This is a genomic window from Actinomyces sp. HMT897, from assembly GCF_016626125.1.
Taxonomy (GTDB): domain Bacteria; phylum Actinomycetota; class Actinomycetes; order Actinomycetales; family Actinomycetaceae; genus Actinomyces.
On sequence record NZ_CP067336.1, the window covers coordinates 2,009,971 to 2,032,775 of the forward strand.

At 72.1% G+C, this 22,805-nt stretch carries 19 protein-coding genes; 8 read left to right on the forward strand and 11 right to left on the reverse strand.

The genetic code is table 11. The annotated features are described in order from the left end of the window. Window positions 1–14: 14 nt before the first annotated feature. From JJJ15_RS07885 to JJJ15_RS07905, 5 genes are all read right to left on the reverse strand, one after another. Window positions 15–1,613 carry a HAMP domain-containing sensor histidine kinase gene (locus JJJ15_RS07885; RefSeq protein WP_200511993.1) on the reverse strand — a complete coding sequence of 533 codons (1,599 nt, stop codon included), beginning with the start codon at window positions 1,611–1,613 and terminating at the stop codon, window positions 15–17. Window positions 1,614–1,864: 251 nt separating this feature from the next. Further along, window positions 1,865–2,599, reverse strand: coding sequence for a response regulator transcription factor (locus JJJ15_RS07890; protein ID WP_106110805.1), 735 nt, complete (start codon window positions 2,597–2,599; stop codon window positions 1,865–1,867). Window positions 2,600–2,643: 44 nt separating this feature from the next. Next, window positions 2,644–3,381, reverse strand: a complete 738-nt coding sequence (locus JJJ15_RS07895; RefSeq protein WP_106110173.1) for a hypothetical protein — start codon at window positions 3,379–3,381, stop codon at window positions 2,644–2,646. A gap of 50 nt (window positions 3,382–3,431) precedes the next feature. Next, on the reverse strand, window positions 3,432–3,770 hold the full coding sequence (locus JJJ15_RS07900; RefSeq protein ID WP_200510376.1) for a DUF4190 domain-containing protein: 339 nt from the start codon (window positions 3,768–3,770) through the stop codon (window positions 3,432–3,434). Further along, window positions 3,767–4,444, reverse strand: a complete 678-nt coding sequence (locus JJJ15_RS07905; protein WP_106110175.1) for a uracil-DNA glycosylase — start codon at window positions 4,442–4,444, stop codon at window positions 3,767–3,769. Before JJJ15_RS07905 ends, JJJ15_RS07900 begins: the two co-directional genes overlap by 4 nt. 60 nt (window positions 4,445–4,504) lie before the next feature. Here JJJ15_RS07905 and JJJ15_RS07910 point away from each other — a divergent pair, with 60 nt between their 5' ends. The 3 genes from JJJ15_RS07910 (at window position 4,505) to groL (ending at window position 8,810) form a co-directional block, all read left to right on the forward strand. Continuing rightward, complete coding sequence (locus JJJ15_RS07910) at window positions 4,505–5,137, forward strand: LytR C-terminal domain-containing protein (RefSeq protein ID WP_106110176.1); 633 nt, start codon at window positions 4,505–4,507, stop codon at window positions 5,135–5,137. Between the two features lie 176 nt (window positions 5,138–5,313). Further along, window positions 5,314–6,762, forward strand: a complete 1,449-nt coding sequence (locus JJJ15_RS07915) for a glycoside hydrolase family 15 (RefSeq protein WP_200510377.1) — start codon at window positions 5,314–5,316, stop codon at window positions 6,760–6,762. A 425-nt stretch (window positions 6,763–7,187) separates the two neighbouring features. Beyond that, on the forward strand, window positions 7,188–8,810 hold the full coding sequence (groL, locus tag JJJ15_RS07920) for a chaperonin GroEL (RefSeq protein WP_106110178.1): 1,623 nt from the start codon (window positions 7,188–7,190) through the stop codon (window positions 8,808–8,810). 322 nt (window positions 8,811–9,132) lie between these two features. On the opposite strand, the gene JJJ15_RS07925 is transcribed toward groL, so the two are convergent. From JJJ15_RS07925 to JJJ15_RS13480, 6 genes are all read right to left on the reverse strand, one after another. Further along, entirely contained in the window at window positions 9,133–9,426 is a 294-nt protein-coding gene (locus JJJ15_RS07925; RefSeq protein ID WP_106110179.1) for a WXG100 family type VII secretion target, read from the reverse strand. A 167-nt stretch (window positions 9,427–9,593) separates the two neighbouring features. Then, window positions 9,594–10,847 (reverse strand): hypothetical protein, encoded by a 1,254-nt coding sequence (locus tag JJJ15_RS07930; RefSeq protein WP_200510378.1) that lies wholly within the window; start codon window positions 10,845–10,847, stop codon window positions 9,594–9,596. Between the two features lie 270 nt (window positions 10,848–11,117). Continuing rightward, the gene (locus JJJ15_RS07935; protein WP_200510379.1) at window positions 11,118–12,941 is read right to left on the reverse strand and encodes a HAMP domain-containing sensor histidine kinase; all 1,824 of its coding nucleotides are present in this window, start codon (window positions 12,939–12,941) and stop codon (window positions 11,118–11,120) included. Then, window positions 12,941–13,681, reverse strand: coding sequence for a response regulator transcription factor (locus JJJ15_RS07940; RefSeq protein ID WP_106110806.1), 741 nt, complete (start codon window positions 13,679–13,681; stop codon window positions 12,941–12,943). Before JJJ15_RS07940 ends, JJJ15_RS07935 begins: the two co-directional genes overlap by 1 nt. A gap of 303 nt (window positions 13,682–13,984) precedes the next feature. After that, window positions 13,985–14,584 (reverse strand): NYN domain-containing protein, encoded by a 600-nt coding sequence (locus tag JJJ15_RS07945; RefSeq protein ID WP_106110182.1) that lies wholly within the window; start codon window positions 14,582–14,584, stop codon window positions 13,985–13,987. A gap of 49 nt (window positions 14,585–14,633) precedes the next feature. Then, entirely contained in the window at window positions 14,634–15,602 is a 969-nt protein-coding gene (locus tag JJJ15_RS13480) for a type 1 glutamine amidotransferase (protein WP_106110183.1), read from the reverse strand. A gap of 354 nt (window positions 15,603–15,956) precedes the next feature. On the opposite strand from JJJ15_RS13480, the gene JJJ15_RS07955 reads away from it, so the two are divergent. The 5 genes from JJJ15_RS07955 to JJJ15_RS07975 all read left to right on the forward strand — a co-directional run bounded on the left by JJJ15_RS07955 (window position 15,957) and on the right by JJJ15_RS07975 (window position 22,688). Beyond that, entirely contained in the window at window positions 15,957–17,315 is a 1,359-nt protein-coding gene (locus JJJ15_RS07955) for a hypothetical protein (RefSeq protein WP_200510380.1), read from the forward strand. A 151-nt stretch (window positions 17,316–17,466) separates the two neighbouring features. Beyond that, window positions 17,467–19,680, forward strand: a complete 2,214-nt coding sequence (locus JJJ15_RS07960) for a TPM domain-containing protein (protein ID WP_246741972.1) — start codon at window positions 17,467–17,469, stop codon at window positions 19,678–19,680. Between the two features lie 142 nt (window positions 19,681–19,822). Then, the gene (locus JJJ15_RS07965; protein ID WP_200510381.1) at window positions 19,823–20,662 is read left to right on the forward strand and encodes a PspA/IM30 family protein; all 840 of its coding nucleotides are present in this window, start codon (window positions 19,823–19,825) and stop codon (window positions 20,660–20,662) included. A 403-nt stretch (window positions 20,663–21,065) separates the two neighbouring features. Further along, on the forward strand, window positions 21,066–22,019 hold the full coding sequence (locus tag JJJ15_RS07970) for a hypothetical protein (protein WP_129591570.1): 954 nt from the start codon (window positions 21,066–21,068) through the stop codon (window positions 22,017–22,019). A gap of 408 nt (window positions 22,020–22,427) precedes the next feature. Then, window positions 22,428–22,688, forward strand: coding sequence for a hypothetical protein (locus JJJ15_RS07975; RefSeq protein WP_200510382.1), 261 nt, complete (start codon window positions 22,428–22,430; stop codon window positions 22,686–22,688). Window positions 22,689–22,805 lie beyond the last annotated feature (117 nt).

Below are 22,805 nucleotides of genomic sequence, written 5' to 3' on the forward strand. Positions count from 1 at the left end.
CGGGGTGCCGGGCCTCAGGAGCCCGGTGCCGTGGGCAGGGTGATCGTGAAGGTGGTGCCGTGCCCCTCTCCCGGCTCGCGCACGGAGTCCACGGTCAGGCTCCCCCCGTGGGAGGTGACGATCGCCAGGGCGATGGACATGCCCAGGCCCGTCGACCCCGTGCGCCGCTCCCGGGAGGAGTCGCCCCGGGCGAAGCGCTCAAAGAGCCGCTCACGCACCGCTGGGTCGATCCCGGGCCCGTCGTCGGCCACCGTGAGGACCAGGGAGCCACCACGCCGCTCCAGGCGGGTGACCACGCGCGTCCCGGCGGGGGTGTGGACGCGGGCGTTGGCCAGCAGGTTGACCAGCACCTGACGCAGCCTCGCCTCGTCACCGGCCACCAGGGGCGGGTCGGTGTCAAAGTCCGGCTCGGAGCCGTCCTCACCCTCAGGATCCAGCACGGCCAGGTCGATCTCCCACAGGTGGTCCGGTCCGGCCGCCCGCGCGTCCTCCACCGTGTCCAGGACGACGCCCACCAGGTCCACCTCGTCGTGGGCCAGCTCCCGCCCGGCGTCGAGCTGCGCCAGCAGGAGGAGGTCCTCCACCAGGGCGGTCATGCGCACGGACTCGGAGTGCACCCGCGCCAGGGCGCGCATCGCCTCCTGGGGCAGGTCGGCGTCGGCCCCCTGGCGCGCGATGAGCTCGGTGTAGCCGCGGATCGAGGCCAGGGGGGTGCGCAGCTCGTGGGAGGCGTCGGCGACGAACTGGCGTACCTGCGTCTCGGAGCGCTGCCGGGCGGCCAGGGCCTCCTCCACGTGGTCCAGCAGGGTGTTGAGGGCTCCCCCCACCTGCCCCACCTCCGGGGAGGAGACCAGGTCACAGGGGGTCACCCGCTCGGCGATACGCACGTCGCCCGAGCGCAGCTGGAGGCGGGCGACCCTGCGGGCCGTAGAGGCCACCCGCCCCAGGGGCACCAGCGAGCGGTGTACCATGACGGAGCCCAGGACGACGGCGATGACCGCGCCCACCAGGGCCATGACCGCCTCGACGGCGAGCTGGTGGCCGATGAGCGCGTTGTCGGCGGCCATGGACAGGCCGGTGACGACGGTGTCGCCGGTGACCTCGTCGGTGCTCACCAGGACCCGGTACTCCCCCAGGGAGCCGACGCTGACGGTGACCGGGGCGGCGGCCGGGGCCAGGCCCAGCAGTATGGCCTGAGTCTCCTCCGGGAGCGTGCAGTAGTTGCCGGAGGGGTCAATGTACCCCCCGAACCGTGACCGTCCGTCCGCGGTGCGCACCAGGGTCAGGGTCCCGGCGGACTGGCCCGGGGCGTCCAGGCCGGGTGGTACCCGTGGGGCGGTGGTGTCTGCGGGTGCCGAGGGCGGGGCGGTGGCGCCCTGGGGATCCCCCGAGGAGCTCGGGGACCCGGCCTGCGGGTCCGACTTGGCGGCGGACTTCCTGGCGGCCTTGCGGTCGGTACCGCCGTCGGACTGGTCCAGCGTCAGGTGCCTCTTGGAGGCGGCGCGCTGGGAGGCCTGGACCACCTGCTCGTCCAGGCGCTCCAGGAGCGCGTGGCGCAGGGTGAGGGTGGAGAAGGTGCTGATGGCGGCGGCCATGAGCAGGACGACCGCCATGACCGCGGCGGCCAGGCGGGTACGCAGCCGCCACCGGCTGGGTCGCCAGCGTCCGGGCCCGGGGGCCCCGCGCTCCGGCCCAGGGGTCTCGGCCGGTTCAGGGGAGGGGGCGGTGGGCGGCGTCCGGGCGGCCTGGGTGCCCGCGGCAGGCGGCGCGCCTGAGACGTGCGCGGCGCCCGTGGTGCCCCTGGCCTGCGAGGCGTCCGCGGCGGCGTCGCCACGGTGAGTCGGCGAGGTCACGGCGGGGCGGCTCAGGCGGGCTTCTGGACGGGCTTGAGGACGTAGCCCACCCCGCGCATGGTGTGGATCATGGGCTCGCGCCCCCGGTCGATCTTGCGGCGCAGGTAGGAGATGTAGAGCTCGACGATATTGGCCTGCCCGCCGAAGTCGTAGTTCCACACCCGGTCCAGGATCTGCGCCTTGGACAGGACCCGGCGCGGGTTGCGCATGAGGAAGCGCAGCAGCTCGAACTCCGTGGCGGTCAGGTGGATCTCGTCCCGGCCCCGCCACACCTCGTGGGAGTCCTCGTCCATGCGCAGGTCGCCGACCTCCAGCAGGCTCGCGCGCTGGTCGCTGGTGGCGCCGGCACGGCGCAGGAGGGCGCGTAGACGGGCCACGACCTCCTCCAGGGAGAAGGGCTTGGTGACGTAGTCGTCCCCGCCCGCCGTCAGCCCGGCCACCCGGTCCTCGACGGCGTCCTTGGCCGTCAGGAAGAGCACCGGCACGTTCGGGTCGCGCCCGTGAATGCGCCGCATGACCTCCAGGCCGTCGAAGTCGGGCAGCATCATGTCCAGGACGACGACGTCGGGCCGGGTCTCCTGGGCGGCCTTGACGGCGCCGATGCCGGTGCCCGCGGTGGTGACCTCCCAGCCCTCGTAACGCAGTGCCGAGGCGAGGAGGTCGGCGAGCATCTGCTCGTCATCCACCACCAGGACGCGCAGTGGTGAGCCGTCGGGGCGGGTGAGGGTGTCAGAGGGAGTAGTCATGCCCTTCATCAAACACGTGAGAACTGTGTGGATTCTGTGTGACCTCAGTCACGAGTAAAGTGTTCCACGAAGTTGCGGATAATGCGTCCGGCCTGGTGGCAGGCCCCGGAGCGGGCCTCGGCAATGACGTCGTCCACCGTGCCGGGGTCCCCGTAGCCCGCGTCGGCGTAGACCCCTACCCGCTGGGCGAAGCGCTCGGCGTCGAGCTCGGGGTTGAACTGCGTGCCGTAGACAGCCCGGCCCACCCGGATCATCTGGACCGGGCAGTCCGGGGAGCCTGCTAGCAGCGTGGCGTGCGCCGGGACCTCGGGGGCCCCCTCGTGGTGGCCTACCAGGACCGTAAAGGTCTCCGGCAGGCCGGCCAGCAGCGGGTCCTGCCGCCCGTCGGCGGTCAGGTACACCTCCGCCACCCCCAGGTCCTCGGCGAACTCGGGGGAGGTGGGGGTCCCCAGGTAGTCCGAGAGCACCTCCAGCCCGAAGCCGGTGGCGAGTACCGGCACCCCCTCCTTGAGGGCGACCGCCAGCAGGTCGCGGACCTGCTCCTCCACCCGCAGCTGGGTGCGCGTCTTGGAGCCCCGGGGGGTGGACACGTCGTAGGGGCTGCCGCCGATGAAGACCCCCGAGACGTCCTCGGCGTGGAAGGAGTCCAGGAAGTCGATCTCGTCCAGGTGCACGTGGTGGAGGTCCCCACCGGTCAGGCCGCCCTGGAGCCGGAAGGACTCGCACTCGGCCTGGGCGGCCTCGACCTCGGGCCGGGTGGACACCATAATGAAGGGAAGCACAGTGCGTACCCTACGAGAGATGGCCGCCAGGTGACGAGGCTGACTCTCCCCTAGGGCAGCGAGATGAGGAGCATCACCCAGATCCAGGCCACCGTGGACACCCCGCCCACGACGACGCCGGCCCACGCCTGGGTGGTCCCGGTGGCGTAGGAGGAGCGCAGGCGTCTCAGCGCCGCCAGGCCCAGGCCCGCGCCGAGCGCGCCGGCTCCCGGGATCCAGCACAGCAGGGTCGTCGCCAGGGCCGCCAGGGCCAGCGGGTCCAGTCTCTGCCTGGGCGCCTGGTAGCCGGGGGCGGAGAAGATCTCGTAGGGGTCGAGCACCTCGGTCCCGGGGAACACGATGCGCTCAGGGACCGGCCGGATCGGCGGGGCGGCCCCCGGGGCGCTCACGGCAGCCGCCAGTCCACCGGCGTCGCCCCCTGGCTCACCAGGATCTCGTTGGCCCGGGAGAAGGGCCGGGAGCCGAAGAAGCCCCGTGAGGCGCTCAGCGGCGAGGGGTGGGGGGAGGCGATGACCGGCGTCGAGCCCAGCATCGGGGTCAGGGACTGGGCGGGGCGGCCCCACAGGATCGCCACCAGCGGCCCGCCGCGCTCCACGAGCGCCTCAATGGCCCGCTGCGTCACCTTCTCCCAGCCCCAGCCCTTGTGGGAGGCCGGTGCCCCGGGCCGCACGGTGAGGACCCGGTTGAGCAGCATGACGCCCTGACGCGACCAGGGGGTCAGGTCCCCCGAGGTGGGGCGCTCCACCCCCAGGTCGGAGACGAGCTCGGTGAAGATGTTCTCCAGGCTGCGCGGCGGGCGTACGCCGGGGGCGACCGAGAAGCTCAGCCCCATGGCGTGGCCCGGGGTGGGGTAGGGGTCCTGCCCCACGATGAGGACCTTGACCTGGTCCATGGGGTAGGTGAAGGCGCGTAGGACGTCGGTCCCGGCGGGCAGGTAGCCGTCACCGTTAGCTACCTCGTCGCGCAGGCGGTCCCCGATCTCGTGGATCGTGGGTTCCACGCTGGCCAGGGCGGCGGCCCATGAGGGGTCGATGAGCTGGGTAAGAGGCTGAGCGGGGTTCACGGCACGAGCCTAGTGCGTCTGTCGCCACGAGGAGGGCTGCCGCCCGGTATCGTCCTCCTCGTGAGCAACTACAGCTACCCCCAGGACGAGTTCGACGTCGCCGAGGACGAGCGGGTCCCTGTCGGTGTCCACCGGGCCTCCGTCCCCGCGTGGCGCAGCTGGCTACCACTTCTCATTATCCTCGTCGTGGTGCCTGCCCTGGCGTGGGGGGCGGTCAAGCTCCTGGGCACCGCGGACAGCAAGAGCACGTCCGCCTCCACCGCCAGCGCGAAGACGGAGGCCGGCGGGACACCGGCCGCCCAGGGCGGTGGGGGCACGGCGGGGAGCACGGGCTCTGCCGAGCAGACCGCCGCGCCCACGCAGGCCACGCCGGGGTCGACGCCGACCCCCACCCGGGCGTCCAACGCGGACCTGACCACGGGCATCACCGTCTACAACGGCACCACCACCAACGGGCTCGCGGGCCGCACCGGCTCCCGCCTGGAGAACGCCGGGTACACGGGCGTGTCCGTCCCCGACGGCTCCTACCAGAAGGACAGCCCGGAGGCCACGACCGTCTACTACCGCCCGGAGAGCGCCGCGACCGCCCGCGCCGTGGCCAGCCTTCTGGGCATTAGCAACCTGGTGGAGTCCCCCGAGGAGGCCCAGTCCAACCCCATTGTGGTCATCCTGCGCTCCGACTTCTCGGAGTGAGGCGACTGCCGACGGATCCGGGGTCGCGGCCAGCCGGTCCCCAGGCTCCCGGGCGGGGACCTGAGGGCCAGCCGCCCGACCCGGGCCGGGCGGCCCGCCTGAGGGGCAGCGGGACAGGTAGTTCGCGAACAGCGAACCAAGGGCCTGTCGGCGGGCTACCCAGCCGTCGGCGCCTGGTGCGCTGGGGTGTCGGCGCGGCCCTGCTGGTCGGCGGGGGCGCCCTCGGCCGGCGGGCCACCTACCGGGCGGCGCCCACGCTCCTGTCCGACGGCGTCGCGCTGGGGGCGGACGGGACCGTGGAGGTGCTCCCTGCCGGCGCCGGGGCGGTCTACGTCCCCGGCACCCGCCTGCCCGCCCAGGCGCTGGGGACGGCCGCCGGCGCCGGGACGCCGGCCGGGCACGAGGCCCTGGCCCACGCCGCCCTGGCCCGCCGCGCGGGAGCCCGCCTGGCCGCCGGGCGCTGGGCCGAGCTGGCCGACGGCGCCCTGTGCGACCTGCTGGCGCTGACCGGCCCCACCCTGGCCTGGCCGGACGCGTCCCGCCCGGCCACCGTCTTCCCTGCTGGCGCCGTCGTGGCCGCCCCGGTGGGCTACTGGCGCTACACCTGGCCCCGCGACGCCTCCTTCGGGGCCGTGGCCCTGGGCGCCGTCGGGCTGGGGGACGAGGCGTTGGCGGTCCTGGACCACCTGGCCGCCCTCCAGCTACCTGACGGCTCCTTCGCCGCCCGCTACACGCACAGCGGCCAGGTCCCCGACGCCCGCCCCGCCCAGACCGACGGCGTCGGCTGGTTCCTATGGGCCGCCGGGTGCCTGGCGGGCGGCACCCTCGCGCCCCAGGGCGTGCCCACCGGCGCACCCCAGGGCGCCTCTGCTGTCGGCGCCCAGTCCGGGGCCGCCACCCTGCCCGGGCCTACCAGCCAGCCCGGGTCCGCCGCCAGGTCCGGGGCTGGCGCCCAGTCCGGGTCTACCACCCCGGGCTGGGGCGGGCGCCTGGTGACCGCCCTGGGGCGGGCCGCGGCCTGCCTCATGACCCGTACCGCCACGCCCAGCCACCTACCCGCCGCCAGCCCGGACTACTGGGAGGTGCGTGAGCGCACCCTCACCCTGGGCACGGCCGCGCCGGTCCTCATGGGCCTGGAGGCCGCCCACGCCCTGGCCCGGGCGGGCCTGGACCTGGGCCTGGAGGCCTCGGCGCTGGGGGAGCGGTGCTCCCGGGTACGCCAGGCGGTGGTGCGCAACTACGGGCCGACCTGGGGGCGCTACCCGCGTACCGACGCCGTCGACGCCGCGATCGCGCTGGTCGGCCCGCCTTTTATGGAGGCCCTTCCGGGGGTGGGGGCGGTGCGGGCCACGGCCAGGGCGCGTCTGGGCCGACACTCCGGTGGCCTGGCCCCGGGATCCTCCTGGCGTGACGACGGCGTCTCCTGGACCCCCGAGACCGCCCTAATGGCCCTGTCCGCGCGCGGCTGGGGCTGGCAGGGGGAGACCGAGGAGCTCCTGGCCTGGCTGGAGGCCCACCGCACCGCCAGCGGGGCCCTGCCTGAGAAGGTGCGTCCCGACGGCGCCCCGGCCGGGCCCGCACCCCTGGCCTGGACCGACGCCCTGGTCCTCCTGGCCACCTGCTGAGCCCCTGCGGCGGCCCGCCCGGGCCTGGCCCCGGACCAGGGGCGTGCCGCCCTGGATAGGCTGGGCCCGGGCCGGAGGCGCGCCGCCCTGGACGGACGCTTCGTGAGATCTTCCCCCGGGGTGCGCAGGTCCACGACCGGCCCTGGCCCGCCCGGTGGTGACGTCGGCCACCGGGACCGGGGGCCGTGCGGCAGAGAAATCGGCCGTCGGCAAACACACGTGTGACGGGGACCTGCGCGTCTTGCACTCGCAGGTCGAGAGTGCCAGCATTGCGGTTAGCACTCAGGGCCGTCGAGTGACAGCCCCGGGTGATCACACCCTGGCCGGGAGGTGAGGGACGACGTCGGCACGTGACCTGAACGGGCCGACCCGCCCCGTCCGTCGCGGGCGCCAACCGGTCGCCACCACATCGTGGAGGAAACTCAATGTCCAAGATCATCGCCTTCGACGAGGAGGCCCGCCGTGGCATGGAGCGCGGCCTGAACACCCTCGCCGACACCGTCAAGGTCACCCTGGGCCCCAAGGGCCGTAACGTCGTCCTTGACAAGAAGTGGGGCGCCCCCACTATCACCAACGACGGCGTGACCATCGCCAAGGAGATCGAGCTCGAGGAGCCCTTCGAGAAGATCGGCGCCGAGCTGGTCAAGGAGGTCGCCAAGAAGACCGACGACGTCGCCGGTGACGGTACCACCACCGCCACCGTGCTGGCCCAGGCCCTGGTCCGTGAGGGCCTGCGCAACGTGGCCGCCGGCGCCAACCCCATCGCCCTGCGTCGCGGCATCGACAAGGCCGTGACCGCCGTCGTCGCCCGCCTGCTGGCTGACGCCAAGGAGGTCGAGACCAAGGACGAGATCGCGGCCACCGCCTCCATCTCCGCCGCGGACGAGGAGATCGGCGCCAAGATCGCCGAGGCCCTGGAGAAGGTCGGCCACGAGGGCGTCATCACCGTCGAGGAGTCCAACACCTTCGGCCTGGAGCTCGAGGTCACCGAGGGCATGCGCTTCGACAAGGGCTTTATCTCCCCCTACTTCGTCACCGACGCCGACCGCCAGGAGGCCGTCCTGGAGGACGTCTACATCCTGCTGGTGGAGTCCAAGATCTCCAACGTCAAGGACCTGCTGCCCCTGCTGGAGAAGGTCATGCAGACCGGCAAGCCCCTGGCGATCATCGCCGAGGACGTCGAGGCCGAGGCCCTGGCCACCCTGGTGGTCAACCGCATCCGCGGCACCTTCAAGTCCGTGGCCGTCAAGGCCCCCGGCTTCGGTGACCGTCGCAAGGCGATGCTCCAGGACATGGCCATCCTCACCGGTGGCACCGTCATCTCCGAGACCGTGGGCCTGAAGCTGGAGAACGCCACCCTGGAGGACCTGGGCCAGGCCCGCAAGGTCGTCGTCACCAAGGACGAGACCACCATTGTCGAGGGCGCCGGGGACAAGGACGCCATTGAGGCCCGCGTGAGCCAGATCCGCGCCGAGATCGAGAAGTCCGACTCCGACTACGACAAGGAGAAGCTCTCCGAGCGCCTGGCCAAGCTGGCCGGCGGCGTGGCCGTCCTGAAGTCCGGTGCCGCCACCGAGGTGGAGCTCAAGGAGCGCAAGCACCGCATTGAGGACGCCGTGCGCAACGCCAAGGCCGCCGTCGAGGAGGGCATTGTCGCCGGTGGCGGCGTCTCCCTGCTCCAGGCCGCCGAGGCCCTGGACGCCCTGGAGCTGGAGGGCGACGAGGCCACTGGCGCCGCCATCGTGCGGGTCGCCCTGGAGTCCCCGCTCAAGCAGATCGCCGTCAACGCCGGCCTGGAGGGCGGCGTCGTGGTCGAGCGCGTCCGCAACCTGCCTGCCGGTGAGGGCCTGAACGCCGCCACCGGTGAGTACGGCAACCTCCTGGCCGCTGGCATCGCCGACCCGGTCAAGGTCACCCGCTCCGCCCTGCAGAACGCGGCCTCCATCGCCGGCCTGTTCCTGACCACCGAGGCCGTCGTGGCCGACAAGCCCGAGCCCCCGGCCGCCCCGGCCGGTGGCGGCGGCGACGACATGGGCGGCATGTACTGAGCCGACCAGTCGCCCGGGCGGCTCCGGCGAGCCCGGGTAGCCTCTCCGGGGCCGCGGGCGTGAGCCGGGCCACTGGAGTCAGGTAGAGCGGCGGGCCCTCGCCCTCCCCACGGGGGGGGCGGGCGGCCCGCCGTCGCTCTGCGGGCCTCCCGGGCGCAGTTGCCTGGGCGCAGTGGCCGCCTGGGGCCCGGTTGCCTGGGCGCTGGGGCGCGGCTGTCTGGGGGAGCCGGGCACCGCCTGGGAAGGCCGCGCTGGGCCCGGGCGGCCGGGCCCTGGCCGGGCTCAGGGGGCCTACCGCCCGGGGCCTGCTCCTTGCCCCGGGCTACGCCAGGCCGAAGCGCGAGGTGTTGGAGGTCTCGGCGTCGTCATAGGACAGGGCGGCCTTGTCCAGGGCCTGGGAGATGGCGTCGAGGGAGGACTGGACCTGGATCTGGGTCAGGTGCCAGTTGGCGGCGCAGGAGGCCATGGAGGCGGAGGCGCCGCCGGTCCAGGAGGCCTGGAGGGTGGCGATGTCGGCGTTCATGGCGTCCACCTCCGTCTGGATGGTGGAGATACGGGTCCTGGTGCGGGTCGCGGTGTCCGTGACGGCCTGGGTGTCGACTGCGAAGACAGGCATGGGCGGGAGCCTTTCCGTGCGGGGGGGCGGACGCCCCACTGGCTGGGACCGCCGTGGTCGGCGGCTCCAACCACCGTAGGCAGGAGGCTGACCCGGGTGCGCTTGCACCCTCTGGACCTGTGGAGAACTCGTCAGACGTCCGTGTCTGTGTGCTGAGCGACCCGGCCCTACAGGCGGCTGGCGCCGTCCTGGACGACAGGCGCGGTAACGGGGGACATCTCCCCGGTCCGCGCCTCGCGCTCCACCCTGGCCCGCTGTCGGCGCTCCTCGACCTGCTGGGCCAGGCGGGCCCGTGCCGCCTCGGCCATGGAGCGGCGGTCCTGGCCCGCCTCCGCCGCCTGGGCGGGAGAGGACGCGGAGGCGGTGCGCCGCCCGCCCAGCAGCCGGTCAATGTCTGCCGCGCAGGACTCCATGGTGGTGGCGTGGTCATCGTGCTGGAGCCGGTTGTACGCCCTCCTGGCCTCGGGGCGGCGTCGCGGGGCCTCCGCGACGGCTGAGGGGGCCCGCCCGCCCGGGGGCGGGACGACGGGGATGCCGCCGCTCAGGGTCGTGGCGCTGGCTGCGGAGACGGGGGAGAGGGGGGAGACGGGGGAGAAGGCTGAGAAGGTGGTTGCGGGGGCGTAGGAGGTTGACGGCGTCGTGCTCACGGGCGAGGCGACCTCAGTGGTGCCGGGGACCTGGTTCCACACCCGGGTGGCCACCTTGGAGGCCTCCTCGATGGAGGCGCCTGAGCGCAGCGCCTCCAGCTTGGCCGCGAGCATACGTCGCTCGCCCGCGAGGTTCTCGCGGGCGGCCTCCTCCCAGCGCGCTCCCAGGGGGGAGGAGAAGAGCCGGTCGCGGCTGAGCAGGCGGCTGACGATCTCCAGGCGGGCCTCCAGGTAGTCCTGGATGGGGACGTGCCGGTACTCCTCGCGCACCGCGATCCGGTACTTCTTGTACAGCTGGGGCTCCACGGCCAGGGTGCCCAGGTCGGCGTCGTTGAGCGCCATCGCGTCAATGTCGTTGGCGGGCAGGTTGTGCCGCTTGAGGTTGAGGATGAGGGCGCAGACCCGGTCGACCGTGGCGGGGGGCAGGCCGAGATCCTGAAGGTCACGGGCGGCGTAGGCGGCGGAGGCTACCTCGTCCTCCCCGCCGTTGCGCTTGTAGGTCTCCTCCCGGGTGGAGGAGAAGACGTAGCCGTGGTACCAGGCGGCCACACGCATGACGTCCGGGTTGTGGGTCGCGTCAGCGAGCTCGTCCACCCGGGCCAGCATGTCGATGACGTGCTTGAGGTTGTGGAAGTGACGGTCGGGAGTGCTCCACTCCTCGATGAGGCGCTCACCAGCAGCGCGAACGTCATCCTGGGGCGCGGTGGCGCCCAGGGCCTTGACGCTGCGGATGTAGGCGGGCAGCAGCCACTGCGGTGCGTCGATGACGCCCATGACAAAGCCTCCGCGTCAGAAGGGATGAAACGAATGTCATCGTAGGCCGCGGCGGGGGCAAAGTCGATCACACCTGGGGAGCCTCAGCCCACGGTGTGAGGAAAGCCCCTGGTCACAACATAAATATCGGCTAGGTCACGGCGAGTCGCCGCGTGTCACGTTGAGGTCGCGACGGCCCGCCCCGCGCGTGCTGCTCCGGGGGGTGCCCGCGGCGCCCGGCCGTCCTGCCAGGGCCCTGGTCGGCACCAGCGGTCCGGGCCCCGGACCGCCCTAGCCCTCGGCCAGGGGCAGCTCCAGGTGGACCGTCGCCCCGCCCCCGGGGGTCTGGTCCATCCGCACGAACCCTCCGTGCCGCTCGACGATCGCCGCCACAATGGCCAGGCCCAGCCCCGACCCCCCGGTCTCACGGTTGCGGGAGGTGTCCGCACGGTAGAAGCGCTGGAATATCTTCGCGGCCTCCGCCGGGGGCACACCGGGACCGTGGTCGCGGACCTCGACGACGGCGTAGCCCTTCATGAGCGCCGCGGTCGCCGCGGAGGCGCCTGCGGCCCGGGCGGCCCCGGTGGCGACGCCGTTACCGGGGGTCCTCACGCCGCCGGTCCCGTTGCCGGGTGCCCCGACGTCCCGGGCCCCGCCGGTGCGACCGGCCCGGCCGTTACCCCGGCGCGCCCCCGCCTCGGGCGTCTGGACGCCGGGGGTGAGATCCTGGCCGGCGGGGGCGTGGGTGACGGTCCCCACGGCGATCTCCACCGACGACCCGGCCGGGGTATGACGCACCACGTTGCCCAGGAGGTTGGTGACGACCTGGGCCAGGCGGTCCCGGTCCCCGGTGACCACCACGGGGACGGGGTCGGCGTCGGGGTCGGTCAGGGAGACCAGGGAGCAGTCCCGGTCGGGGGCCAGGACCATCATGTCGGTCAGGGCCCCGGCGCACACCGTGGTCAGGTCCACCGGTGCCATGGTCATCTCGCGGCCCTCGTCCATACGGGCGAGCTGGAGGAGGTCGTCCACCAGGCGCCCCATGCGGTTGGCCTCGGACTCAATGCGTCCCATGACCTCCCTGGTCCGCTCGGCGGGCACCCCGCCCATGCGGTAGAGCTCGCCGTAGCCGCGGATGGCCGCCAGGGGGGTGCGCAGCTCGTGGGAGGCGTCCGAGACGAAGCGGGTCATGCGCTCCTGGGCCACGACCTGCACGGAGAAGGCGCGCTCGTTCTGGGCCAGCATGGTGTTCAGGGCCCGCTGGAGGCTGCCGACCTCGGTGGTGGTGGGCTCGGTGGCGGGCACGCGGGCGGACAGGTCGCCGCTAGCGATGCGCCCGGCCACGCCCTCGATCTGACGCAGGGACCGCAGGGAGCGGTTGACCAGGTAGGCCGCGGCCAGGGCGCCGGTGAGGATGACGGCGACGTCGGTCAGCAGCACGATCGCCCGGACCTGCTCCACCGTCTCCATCATGTTGCTCAGGGGCAGGCCGATGGCGATGACGCCCACCACCTGGTTGTCGCTGCTGGTAATGAGCATGGTGATGACCCGCCAGGTGCGTTTGGGCAGGTTGGAGTCCACCGTGCGGATAATGGCCTCGCCGTCGGCGGTGGTGGCGTTCTCCAGGGACAGGCCCGTCACCCGGGGGACGCCGAAGGTCTCCGCGGTCTCGGGGTTAATGGTCTGCCCGCTCTCGCCGTTGAGGTAGAGAGCCTCCACGTAGTAGGTGGTGGGCATGGAGTTGGAGGAGCCGGCGCGGATCTGGGCCAGGCCCTGGGTGCCGATGGTCTTGGCGGTGGCCTGGAGCTGCTCGTCGACCTGGTTCAGCAGGTGGGAGTGGAGCAGGGAGGTGACGGCCAGGGAGGACACCAGCAGGGCCACCGTCAGCAGGCCCGTGGTCATGAGGGTCAGGCGCGCCCGCAGGGGCTGGGCGTGCCAGACACGTCGTGCGGCCGTGACCGGGTGAAAACGCCCCCGACGGCGTGGCCGGTGGTTCACTGAGCGTGTCGAGGGGCGGCGGGAGCCGGGCCCCCCGTTGGCGCCGGGGGCGGCCGTCCGGACCCGGGCCGGGCGGGCGGGGCCGCCGCGCCGGGCCTGGGTCCGCGGGCTGACCATCACGAGCCCTTGGGCTCACGGAGCATGTAGCCCACGCCGCGTCTGGTCTGGATGAGGGGGGTGACGGGCTTGCCGTCGCGCCCCTCGATCTGGTCCACCTTGCGACGCAGGTAGGAGATGTAGGACTCCACGATAGCGGCGTCGCCGTTCCAGTCGTACTCCCAGACGTGGTCCAGGATCTGGGCCTTGGAGACCACGCGCCCGGCGTTGAGCATGAGGTAGCGCAGGAGCTTGAACTCGGTGGGGGACAGGTCCACCTCCACGCCCGCCCGGTGCACCTCGTGGGCGTCCTCGTCCAGGATGAGGTCCGCCACCTTCAGGATGCCGTCGTCCTCCCCCTCCACGGCGCGGGTGCGGCGCAGGATGGCGCGGATCCGGGCGACGACCTCCTCCAGGCCGAAGGGCTTGGTGACGTAGTCGTCCCCGCCCACGGTCAGGCCCTGGACCTTGTCCGCCATGTCGTCGCGGGCGGTCAGGAAGAGGATGGGGGTGGTGACGTCGCGCTCGCGCAGGCGACGGGCCACCGTGAAGCCGTCCATGTCCGGGAGCATGACGTCCAGGACAATGAGGTCCGGCTCGGCGCCCTCGGCCTGCGCGGCCTTGAGGGCGCCGTTGCCGTCAGCGGCGGTGACCACCTCGAATCCGGCGAAGCGCAGGGAGGAGGCGAGGAGGTCACGGATGTTCGGCTCGTCGTCCACGACGAGGAGCCGGGCCTCGGGAGCAGGGGTGGCAGCGTCCATGCCCGGCATCTTCCCGAGTTATGCTGTGTGTTACCTGAATGTACGCTGGAGTGGCGACGGCGGTGTTCGCCCTCGGGGGAAGCTGGGCGACGTCGCCCGGTGGTCTGGCGGAGGGGGCGTGAGCAGGACGAGCCCTGGTCTCGGGCGTCCGTGCGCGGGCACCCTGGTGCCACCGGTGCCACCCGGGGCTGCCCAGGTGGGCCACCCGAGGCCGCCCAGGGGCCGTGCCGGGCTGTGCGCGTTGACGGCCCGCGTGGCCCACAGGTCTGGTGCGTCGACGTGGGGCCGACGCACCAGGACCCTTCAGATAAAGGCCAGGGGGTCGTACTCCTCCAGCGGGATAATGCGCACCCGCGGCAGCGGGATGGTAAAGGCGTGGACCTTGGTCTCCAGGTCGTAGATGGTCAGGCCCTTGGACTCCAGGGCGGCCAGCTGGGCGTTGAGGAACTCGCGGAAGGCCAGGACCCCCACGCTGGAGCCGGCGGCAAGGAGGCGCTCCACCTGGGGGATGTAGTCCCCGTCGTGGCTGCCCAGGAGCACGAGGGCCTGCTCGCCCTCCTCCGCCCGCTGGGCCAGGGCGTCCAGCGTGCGCTGGATACCGATGTCGACGACCTTCTCGTCGTGGCTGCCGCTGCCCGCCAGGGGGATCGGCCGGTAGTCCATGGCCAGGAGGGCCTGGACGAACCCCATGGGCATGTGTCCGCTCGTGGCGTTAAGGAAGAAAAGTGCGCGCGTGTCGTCACCCTCGCCACCAGCGGCGGAGTCCGACAGGTTGTCGCAGAAGCTGAGCACGCGGTCCCAGCGGGGGCGCTCCTCGGGCTCAGGTCGGCGGCCCAGGACGCTCATGCCCAGGGTCGCATCAATGTTCTCGCCGTCGACGAGAAGGTAGGTGGCGGTATTCATAGGACCATGTTACGGGAGGATCACATGTGCCTCTGACGCGGTGTCAGGCTCAGGCGTGCGGTGTCCGCCGGGAGCGGGCGCTACGCACCAGGACCCGTGCCAGGGCCCGGCCGAAGGCCTGGACGGCGGGATCCACCGCCTCGGCCTGCTCACGGGCCAGGCGGCCGGTGGCGACGGCCTCCCGGAGCGACTCGGGGTCCGGGGCCTGGGCGGGGGCGTCCGGCCAGGCGGGGGCGACACCGGTCAGGTCCGCGGCCTGCTCACGGGCCAGGTGCGGGGGCAGGCCGCGCTCGGTCAGGGCGTCACGGGTGCGCCAGTACCCCACCCGGACGGGGTCGGACTCGGGGTGGTGCTGGAAGGCCAGGAGGCGGCCCGCCCGCCAGGTGTGCACCGGGGAGCGCTCGGAGGAGGCCAGGAGGACGGCCTGCTCGGGCAGGCGGGTGACGGCGTCGCCGTGGGAGACGATAACGGGCAGTGTGCCGTTGCGGCTGCTCGGGCCCGCGGCGCGCAGGCCCTCGGTGACCATCTCGGCGAACAGCGGGTCCTGCCTCCCGGCCCGGGTGACCTGCAGGTCCACGACGCCGGTCTCCGCGTGGTCGGGTGCGGGCACGGCGGTGGTGCCGCCCAGGGCCTCGGCGGCGATCTGGGCCCCCAGGCAGATGGCCACGGCGGGGACGCGCTCGGTGACGACCTGGGCCAGGAGCTCACGCAGCGGCACGATCCAGGGGTGGTCGTCCTCGCTGTGGGCGCTCATGGCGCCCCCCAGCACCACCAGGGCGCCGTCGATCTCCTCCAGGGCGGGGACGGGGTCGCCCGCACCGGGGCGGACCATGCGGATGGTGGCGCCCTCGGCGAGCAGCCACTGCCTCAGGCGCCCGAGCGGCGCCAGGGCCTCGGGCTCAATGACGGTAATGACCGGTGCGCCGGGGACGGCACCCGGCGTGGGCGCGCCATCCGCGGGCTGTCCGGCGCCGGGGGCCGGTACGGCGTCCTGCGGGGGTGTGTCGGGGTAGGTCATGGGGCCAATTGGAGAGGCAGGTGCGCAGGGTGCGCAAGTTGTAGGTGCCAGCAGGCCGGGCCCGAGGGCGTGGCACCAGCAGGACGGGCCCGGGGGCGTGGCCCCGCCGTGCTGTCGGGCCAGCCGGTGCCGGGCCCGGTGCCGCGCCCTGCCTCGGTGCCCTGAGCCCACGACGGCAGGCCGGGCCCGGGTCGGGCGACGCGGTGGGTGGTGTCGCGCGCCCGGTCCCCGCGGGTCCCAGCCCGGACCGTGTGGCGACGCGCACGAAAAAGGGTTGCCAACCACCGCTCTCGCGCTCAGGATGGTGCTGTGGACAGCAAACGCCTCCCCACGCCTCCCCGACACCCTGACACCATGTCCCCCGGCCCTCCTCTCACCACCGGTGTCCTGACGGTCCTGGCCCTCCTGCCCGCCGCCCCCGCCCACGCCGTGGGTGAGGCCGGCGCCGCACGCTACTCCGCCCGCACGGTCCTCCTGTGGGTGGGAGCCGTGGCCCTCGTCGTCGTGCTGGTCCTCCTGGTCTCCAGGTACCTGGCCCGACGCCGCTTCCTGGCCCAGCTCGACGCCCGCCAGGCCTATGCCGCCACCGTCCTGGCCCAGACCGACAGGGCCGTGCAGCTCCAGCTCGGGAAACTGGGCCGGGCCCCCTGGCCCGACCAGGGGTCCCGGGAGCGCGCCGCGGAGCTGGGGCGCGCCGCGCAGGCGGTCAGCGAGGGGCTCCAGGCCTACCGCGACCTCCAGGGCGCTGGCGGCCGGGTCGCCTACCGCCAGGAGAGGATCCGCCGCATGGAGGACGCGGTCGCCGTCGCCAAGAAGATCCTGTCCTACCAGGGGCCCGCGGCGCACGTGCGCCAGGCCCGCGGGCGCACGGCCGGTGACCTGGACGAGGTCTGCCAGGACATCCTCCAGCTGCGCCGGGAGGTCCAGGCCAGGCTCGCGGAGCTTGAGGGGCCCAGCGACCTCCCGGCGTCCGTCGTCGCCACCGCCCAGGAGGACCTGGCCCAGGCCGGCAGCCTCCTGGACCAGGCCGGGCAGGACGCGGACAAGGGGCAGCAGGCCGCCCGCGCCCGCGACCAGGTGGAGGCGGGGTGCCGCCTGACCCAGGCCCGCAGGACCCTGGTCCGGGCCCACCAGCTGGTCGACGGCGTCACGCAGGCCAGGCAGCAGGCGGTGCAGACCCTCGCCCTGGTGGACAGGCGGGTGACCTCCCTGCGCTCCGACATCGCCTACGCCGAGCGCCCGAGCGTCACGGCCAACCTCGATCCCGCGGACCTGGGCCAGGCGCTCGCGGCCGCCAGGGCGGCGATCGACCGGGCCGCGAGCACGGATCCTCAGGAGGAGCCCCAGGACGTGCTTGAGGACCTGCAGGGAGCCCAGAGGCGGTTGTCGGCCGTCCTGGGCCCCGCCCGTGAGAGCGAGAGGCGAATGGTGCGGGCCCGCGGCCGCCTGCACCAGGAGACGGCCAGGCTGGACCGGGAGCTGGACGCCGTCTTCTCCCGGATGTCCCACAGCGGCCGGTTCATGAGCGCCAGGGCGCGCAAGGGTGCCGCCGAGCTGCGGGACCTGCGGGAGCAGGTCAGGCAGGCCGCGTGCTGGGACCCGGTCGGTGCGCTGGAGATCGTCCGGTACGCCTCCGAGCAGGTGCCCCACGTCCGGGCGTGCGTAGACCACGACCTGAGGGCCTCGCGCCCCAGCTACTGGAGAGCCGGCTAGCTCGTCGGCACCAGTCCGGGCCCGCGCTGGGCCCGGGCCAGCTCTGAGCCAGGGCCGTCAGCCGGGGTCAGGGCGCCCGTTGCGGGGCGCAGGCGGCGCGCCGGTGGCGAAATGGCTTGCCACCAGCGGTCCCGACTCCGAGGATGTACCCGTGGACATCATTCGGCCCACCGCACTTCCCCATGCCGCCCGCCTCGCTGCCTCCGGCCTCCTCCTGACTGCCCTGGTCGTGCCCTCCGCCGCGCTCGCGACGTCGGCCCCTCCCGCCGCGGACCCCGGCCAGGCCCTTGCCGCCCCCGGCAGGGCCCCGGGCACGCTCCCCCTGGGCCCCCAGGGGCTGACCTCCACCACCCTGAGCAAGTCCGTCACCGACGACGCCAAGCTCCTGGACAACTCCGACGCCGAGGCCGCGGTGGCCAAGGTGAAGGAGGAGACCGGCCTGCACCTGTGGGTGGTCACCATTGCCGACTCCTCCCGCAAGGCGGCGGAGTTTGCCGAGTCCGCCTGGAAGGCGACCGGACTGGGCGCCTCGGACGTGATCCTGGTCATTAACGTGCCTGACAGTGGCTCGAACTCCTTCCTGTTCCGGGCGGATCCCTCCGGCGTGCTGAGCCAGGGCGACCAGGTCTCCATTGCCGACTCCCTGAAGCCCTACCTGAAGAAGAAGGACTTCAACAAGGCCGTCGCCGCCCTCCCCTCCCTGATCAAGACGCGGGTGGCGGGCGCGGGGACCACCGGGGACCGGGGCGCCACGAGGAGTACGTCCGCGGGCTCGGGCGCCCTCAGCACCAGTTCGACGGACTCGGGCCCGGGCGTGGGCACCGCACTACTTGCAGGAGGGGCTGTGGCAGGAGCAGGGGGCTGGTGGATCCTGAGGCGGCGTCGTCAGAAGGAAGACCCCGCCGCCGTCACCGGCGCCCCCACGCCGAAGAGCATTGAGCAGCTCCAGACCCAGGCCGTGGACGCCCTGGTGGCCGCCGACGACGCCGTGCGGGCTGCCGACGAGGAGCTGTCCTACGCGCAGGCCCAGTTCGGCCTGGCCGCCACGGACGCCTTCTCCGCCGCCCTGGGGACGGCGCGTGAGCACGTGACCGCCTCCTTCGAGATCCGCAAGGTCCTGGAGGACGACGTCCCCGAGACCCCCCGGCAGCAGTGGGAGATGTACTCCGAGATCCTCTCCCGCTCCCAGGCGGCCGTGGCCGCTATCCGCGAGCAGGAGAAGGCCTTCAACGAGCGACGGGGCCTGGAGGCCAACCTCCCGGCCTCCATTGCCGAGACCACCCAGCGCGCTGACGAGACCGAGCAGGCCATCCTCCAGGCCGACATCCTCCTGACCACCCTGCGCGCCACCTACCCCGACAGCGCCCTGACCTCGGTGGCGGCCGCCCCCAGGCAGGCGCAGCGCCTCCTGGAGGCCGGGCGGACCGCCCTGGACCAGGCGCAGGCCTCCGTGGACGCCGGGCAGCAGGGCACCGCCGTGGAGCAGGTGCGCATTGCCCAGGGCGCGATCGCCCAGGCCGGTACCCTGTCCACGCAGGTCACCGGTGCCCGTGAGCGCCTGGAGCGTGCCGCCTCCGACCTGACGGCCGCGATCGGCTCCCTGTCCTCTGACCTCGTGGACGCCCGGCGCCTGTCCAGCATTATCCCGGCCGCGACCCTCGACCCGCTGGTGGCCGACGCCGAGGCCGCTATCGCCGCAGGTCGTGCGGCCTCCGGTATGAACGCGACGGGGGACCCCCTGGCGGCCCTGGACCACCTGACCCGGGCCGAGGCGGCCATTGACGCGGCCCTCGCCCCGGCGCGCGAGCGCGAGGAGAACGACTCCCGGGCCCGCACGGCCCTGGGCTCGCGCCTGTCCCGCCTGAACTCCCAGGTCGACGCCGTCACCTCCTACATCACCACCAACCGGGGGGTGGTGGGGCCCGCGGCCCGCACGGCCCTGTCCGAGGCGTCCCGGCACGCGGCGGCCGCCACGCAGGTGCAGGCCGACGACCCCGCCGCGGCCCTGGCCGAGGTCGAGACCGGTGAGCCCCTGGCGGCCCAGGCCCAGACCCTGGCCGAGTCCGACGTGCGCAACAGCAGCTACGGGTCCGGCGGCTACCGCTCAGGCGGCAGGTTCCTGGGCGGCGGTGGCGGTGGCCTCGACCTGGGCTCCCTGGTCCTGGGAGGGCTCCTGCTGGGCGGCCTGGGCGGTGGACACCACGAGCACCACCATCACCACTGGGACGACGACGGCCCCGGCTTCGGTGGCTTCGGCGGTGGCGGCTTCGGTGGCTTCGGCGGCGGTGGTGACGACTTCGGTGGCGGCGGAGGAGGTTTTGACTTCGGGGGCGGGGACTTCGGCGGCGGTGGTGACGACTTCTGACCCGCCGGGCACCGACCGGCTCGCTCCTGGTACCCCTCTCCGGCCCGCGGTGCCAGGCGCCTGACCGTACTCGTGAGAACCTACCTACCAGGGGTGACGTCCTCGGGCCGACCCCGCACCGATCCACACCGAAAGGCAGACCATGGCTGAGAAGCAGTCGATCCTGGGACGTATCTCCCAGCTCACCCGCGCCAACATTAACGCGCTCCTGGACCGGGCGGAGGATCCTGAGAAGATGCTCAACCAGCTGGTCCGCGACTACACCGCCTCGATCGCCGAGGCGCGCGACGCCGTCGCCCAGACCATTGGCAACCTGCGCCTGGCGGAGAAGGACCACGCCGCCGACGTGGCCGAGGCCCGGGACTGGGGCAACAAGGCCCTGGCGGCCTCGCGCAAGGGTGACGAGATGCGTATGCGCGGGGACACCGCGGGCGCGGACAAGTGGGACGCGCTGGCCAAGATCGCCCTGACCAAGCAGATTACGGCGGAGAACCAGGCCAAGGCCGCCGAGCCCATGATCACCTCCCAGCGCCAGGTCGTCGAGCAGCTCAAGACGGGCCTCCAGCAGATGGAGGTCAAGCTCGGTGAGCTGAAGTCCAAGCGCGACCAGCTGATCGCCCGCCAGAAGACCGCCCAGGCCCAGGTCAAGGTCCAGGGGGCGATCCGCTCCATCAACGTCCTGGACCCCACCAGCGAGCTGTCCCGCTACGAGGACCAGGTGCGGCGGGTCGAGGCCCAGGCCATGGGCCAGATGGAGCTGGCGGGCTCCTCCCTAGAGTCCCAGTTCGCCGAGCTGGAGGCCTCCTCCACCCAGATGGAGGCGGAGGCCCGTCTGGCTGCCCTCAAGGCCGGGCCCGCCGAGCTGCCCTCCAGCCCCTCCCCGACGGCGCAGATCACGGACGGGGACGACGCCGTCGAGGCGGCCTTCGCCGCCCTCAAGCGCAAGCAGGCCACCCCGGCGGAGGACACCTCCTCCTACTGAGCACTCCTTACTGAGCACTCTCCTACTGGGCGCTGAGCGTCCCCGGGCGGCTCCTGCCCGCGGTCCCGACGGCGCCTTAGCTGGTGGGATGGCTTGTGGGGCTGCCGGTGAGAGTTCACCGGCAGCCCCACAAGCGGCGTCTCCGCGGTGCTGTCGTATCTTGACGGGGCGAAGAGCCAGATCAGCGGCAAGAGCATTGGCAGCCCCACGGGCTGCAGCTGGTCGGTGACTGCCGCCGCTTACGTCTGAGGCAGCCGATGAGGCCCTGAAGGAGCTCAATAACATTGTTCACGACTGCCAGGATCTGATCGCGGACCTGAAGAAGTACAAGACCGCCCTGGGCAACCTCGCCGGTGACCTGAGGAGTGTCAAGTCCCGCCTGGATGGTATCCGTGAGAAGGCAGTGGCCGCGAGACTGGATATCGAGGACGAGAAGATTATGGAGCCAAAACCTCCTACGGTTATTGAGCTCGGTCCGGCTATGGGCAAGCTAAAGGATCCGACTGTTCCTTTCCCGTTCATCCTGAGTCGGAACACTATGACAGAGGCTGAGCGTGCCCAGACTCGGGTCGATGCGTACAATGGCCTGGTGGTTGAGGCCAGGGAGGCGAGGGATCGGGAGGCCGCCGCACGTCAGGAGTTTACGGACGCCTGTGCAGGGATCAGGAAGGAGAATCCGATTACGAAGACAATCGGCGACTTCCTCGCTCCGTCTCTCGGGCTTGATCCCAAGAGCCTCATGCGCACCGCAGGCTGGGGTATTAGCCGTCTGAAGAACGTGTCGAACTTGGTGACCGGCGCCGCCCTGAGGTCCAGTGGTGCGGGCCTGGGACGTGTCACTGGATACGCCCAGAAGTGGTTGCCCTATCGTGCAGACACAAGTCGCTGGTCTGGGAAGCTCTTTGCCGGTGCACTCAAGCACTGGTCGCCGCATCCCGCCGAGGCAGTGGGTACGAAGGCGGGTAAGGTCGCGACAACACTGCAGTCCTCTAGGGTTACTACCACACTTAAGTGGGCCGGGCGTTCGGGCAATGCCCTCTCGTTCGTTGTCAACGCCTACGATCAATGGGAGAAAGATTCTCATAACCCGGCCATAGGTGAAAATGAAAAAATTGCACGTGCAACTGCGAGCGGAGCTGCCAACTTTGCTGTTTCATACCTCGCGGCTACTGGTGGCGCTAAAACTGGAGCAGCTATTGGTGCTTGCATGGGTGGACCGCTGGGCGCGGCAGTCGGCGGTATTGTTGGCGGTGTTGTTGGCGGAGTCCTTGCGTCAGGGGTGGCGGCATCTGTCGGTAAGGCGGCAGCCAAATTTGTTAGCGGCCTGGGGAAAAGCTTGGGAAAGCTGTTTGGGTGATGGCAATGTGTCGAGCGTTTAATGACCGAAGTGTGCCGGTAGGTTTGGTCGTCTCGAATTAACTTCCATGAGGCGGAGCAGGAGTTTGGTATGTCGGATCATCTCTGGGACGGGATCTACCTCATTGTGGGCGGTATTATCCTGTTGTGGATCTGGTGGATGGAGATGTTCTCTGACTCGTGGGTCGCGGATCTGTGCCGAGGCATGGCGGATGGGGGAGGGAAGAACACGGTTGCGCTTTTTGAGCCAGCGGTAGGTGTGGCGGTCCTGACTTGTGGTGGCATGATCTTTCTGGAAAATATGGGGTGGAATTATGAGTCCTTGCCCGTGATGCTGTTGGGCTGCTTAATGCTTCTGTCTCTAATGGCCTGCGGCTTTGCCCTTATCCCCATCCCTCTGCCAGCGCCTATGTACCCGGAGTGGCAGAAGAAGAGGCGGCGTCTTCTGGCTGAGGGGCGTGAGGAGCGGGAGGTCTGGGCGGCTCCTGCCGGCAGGCGCTCGAGGTGGGGGCTCCGTCAGGGGCGGCACGTCCGTGGGGTGCAGTACGACGTGGAGAGCTCTCCCTCCCAGGGCTACCGGGGCAGGCACGTCCGCACCCCCGGCCGGTACCCCGACGTCGCCCCCGCGCCGGTGGACGAGGACCACGCCCCACCTGCGGGCACCCGGTGACTCCCGGTGCCCGCAGGATGCGACCACCCAGCGGCAGCCCACGCATGACACCCGACAGTGACTCCCGGTGCCCGCAGGACGCTCGGGCGGCACGATGACTCCCCCGCGTCCGTCCCG

Bases quoted from the DNA above. Each gene is read 5' to 3' on its own strand.
- JJJ15_RS07945 (WP_106110182.1), bottom strand. From the start codon at position 14,584: ATGAATACCGCCACCTACCTTCTCGTCGACGGCGAGAACATTGATGCG.
- JJJ15_RS07885 (WP_200511993.1), bottom strand. From the start codon at position 1,613: ATGGCGGTCGTCCTGCTCATGGCCGCCGCCATCAGCACCTTCTCCACC.
- JJJ15_RS07955 (WP_200510380.1), top strand. From the start codon at position 15,957: ATGTCCCCCGGCCCTCCTCTCACCACCGGTGTCCTGACGGTCCTGGCC.
- groL (WP_106110178.1), top strand. From the start codon at position 7,188: ATGTCCAAGATCATCGCCTTCGACGAGGAGGCCCGCCGTGGCATGGAG.
- JJJ15_RS07930 (WP_200510378.1), bottom strand. From the start codon at position 10,847: ATGGGCGTCATCGACGCACCGCAGTGGCTGCTGCCCGCCTACATCCGC.
- JJJ15_RS07940 (WP_106110806.1), bottom strand. From the start codon at position 13,681: ATGGACGCTGCCACCCCTGCTCCCGAGGCCCGGCTCCTCGTCGTGGAC.
- JJJ15_RS07935 (WP_200510379.1), bottom strand. From the start codon at position 12,941: ATGGTCAGCCCGCGGACCCAGGCCCGGCGCGGCGGCCCCGCCCGCCCG.
- JJJ15_RS07925 (WP_106110179.1), bottom strand. From the start codon at position 9,426: ATGCCTGTCTTCGCAGTCGACACCCAGGCCGTCACGGACACCGCGACC.
- JJJ15_RS13480 (WP_106110183.1), bottom strand. From the start codon at position 15,602: ATGACCTACCCCGACACACCCCCGCAGGACGCCGTACCGGCCCCCGGC.
- JJJ15_RS07890 (WP_106110805.1), bottom strand. From the start codon at position 2,599: ATGACTACTCCCTCTGACACCCTCACCCGCCCCGACGGCTCACCACTG.
- JJJ15_RS07975 (WP_200510382.1), top strand. From the start codon at position 22,428: ATGTACCCGGAGTGGCAGAAGAAGAGGCGGCGTCTTCTGGCTGAGGGG.
- JJJ15_RS07965 (WP_200510381.1), top strand. From the start codon at position 19,823: ATGGCTGAGAAGCAGTCGATCCTGGGACGTATCTCCCAGCTCACCCGC.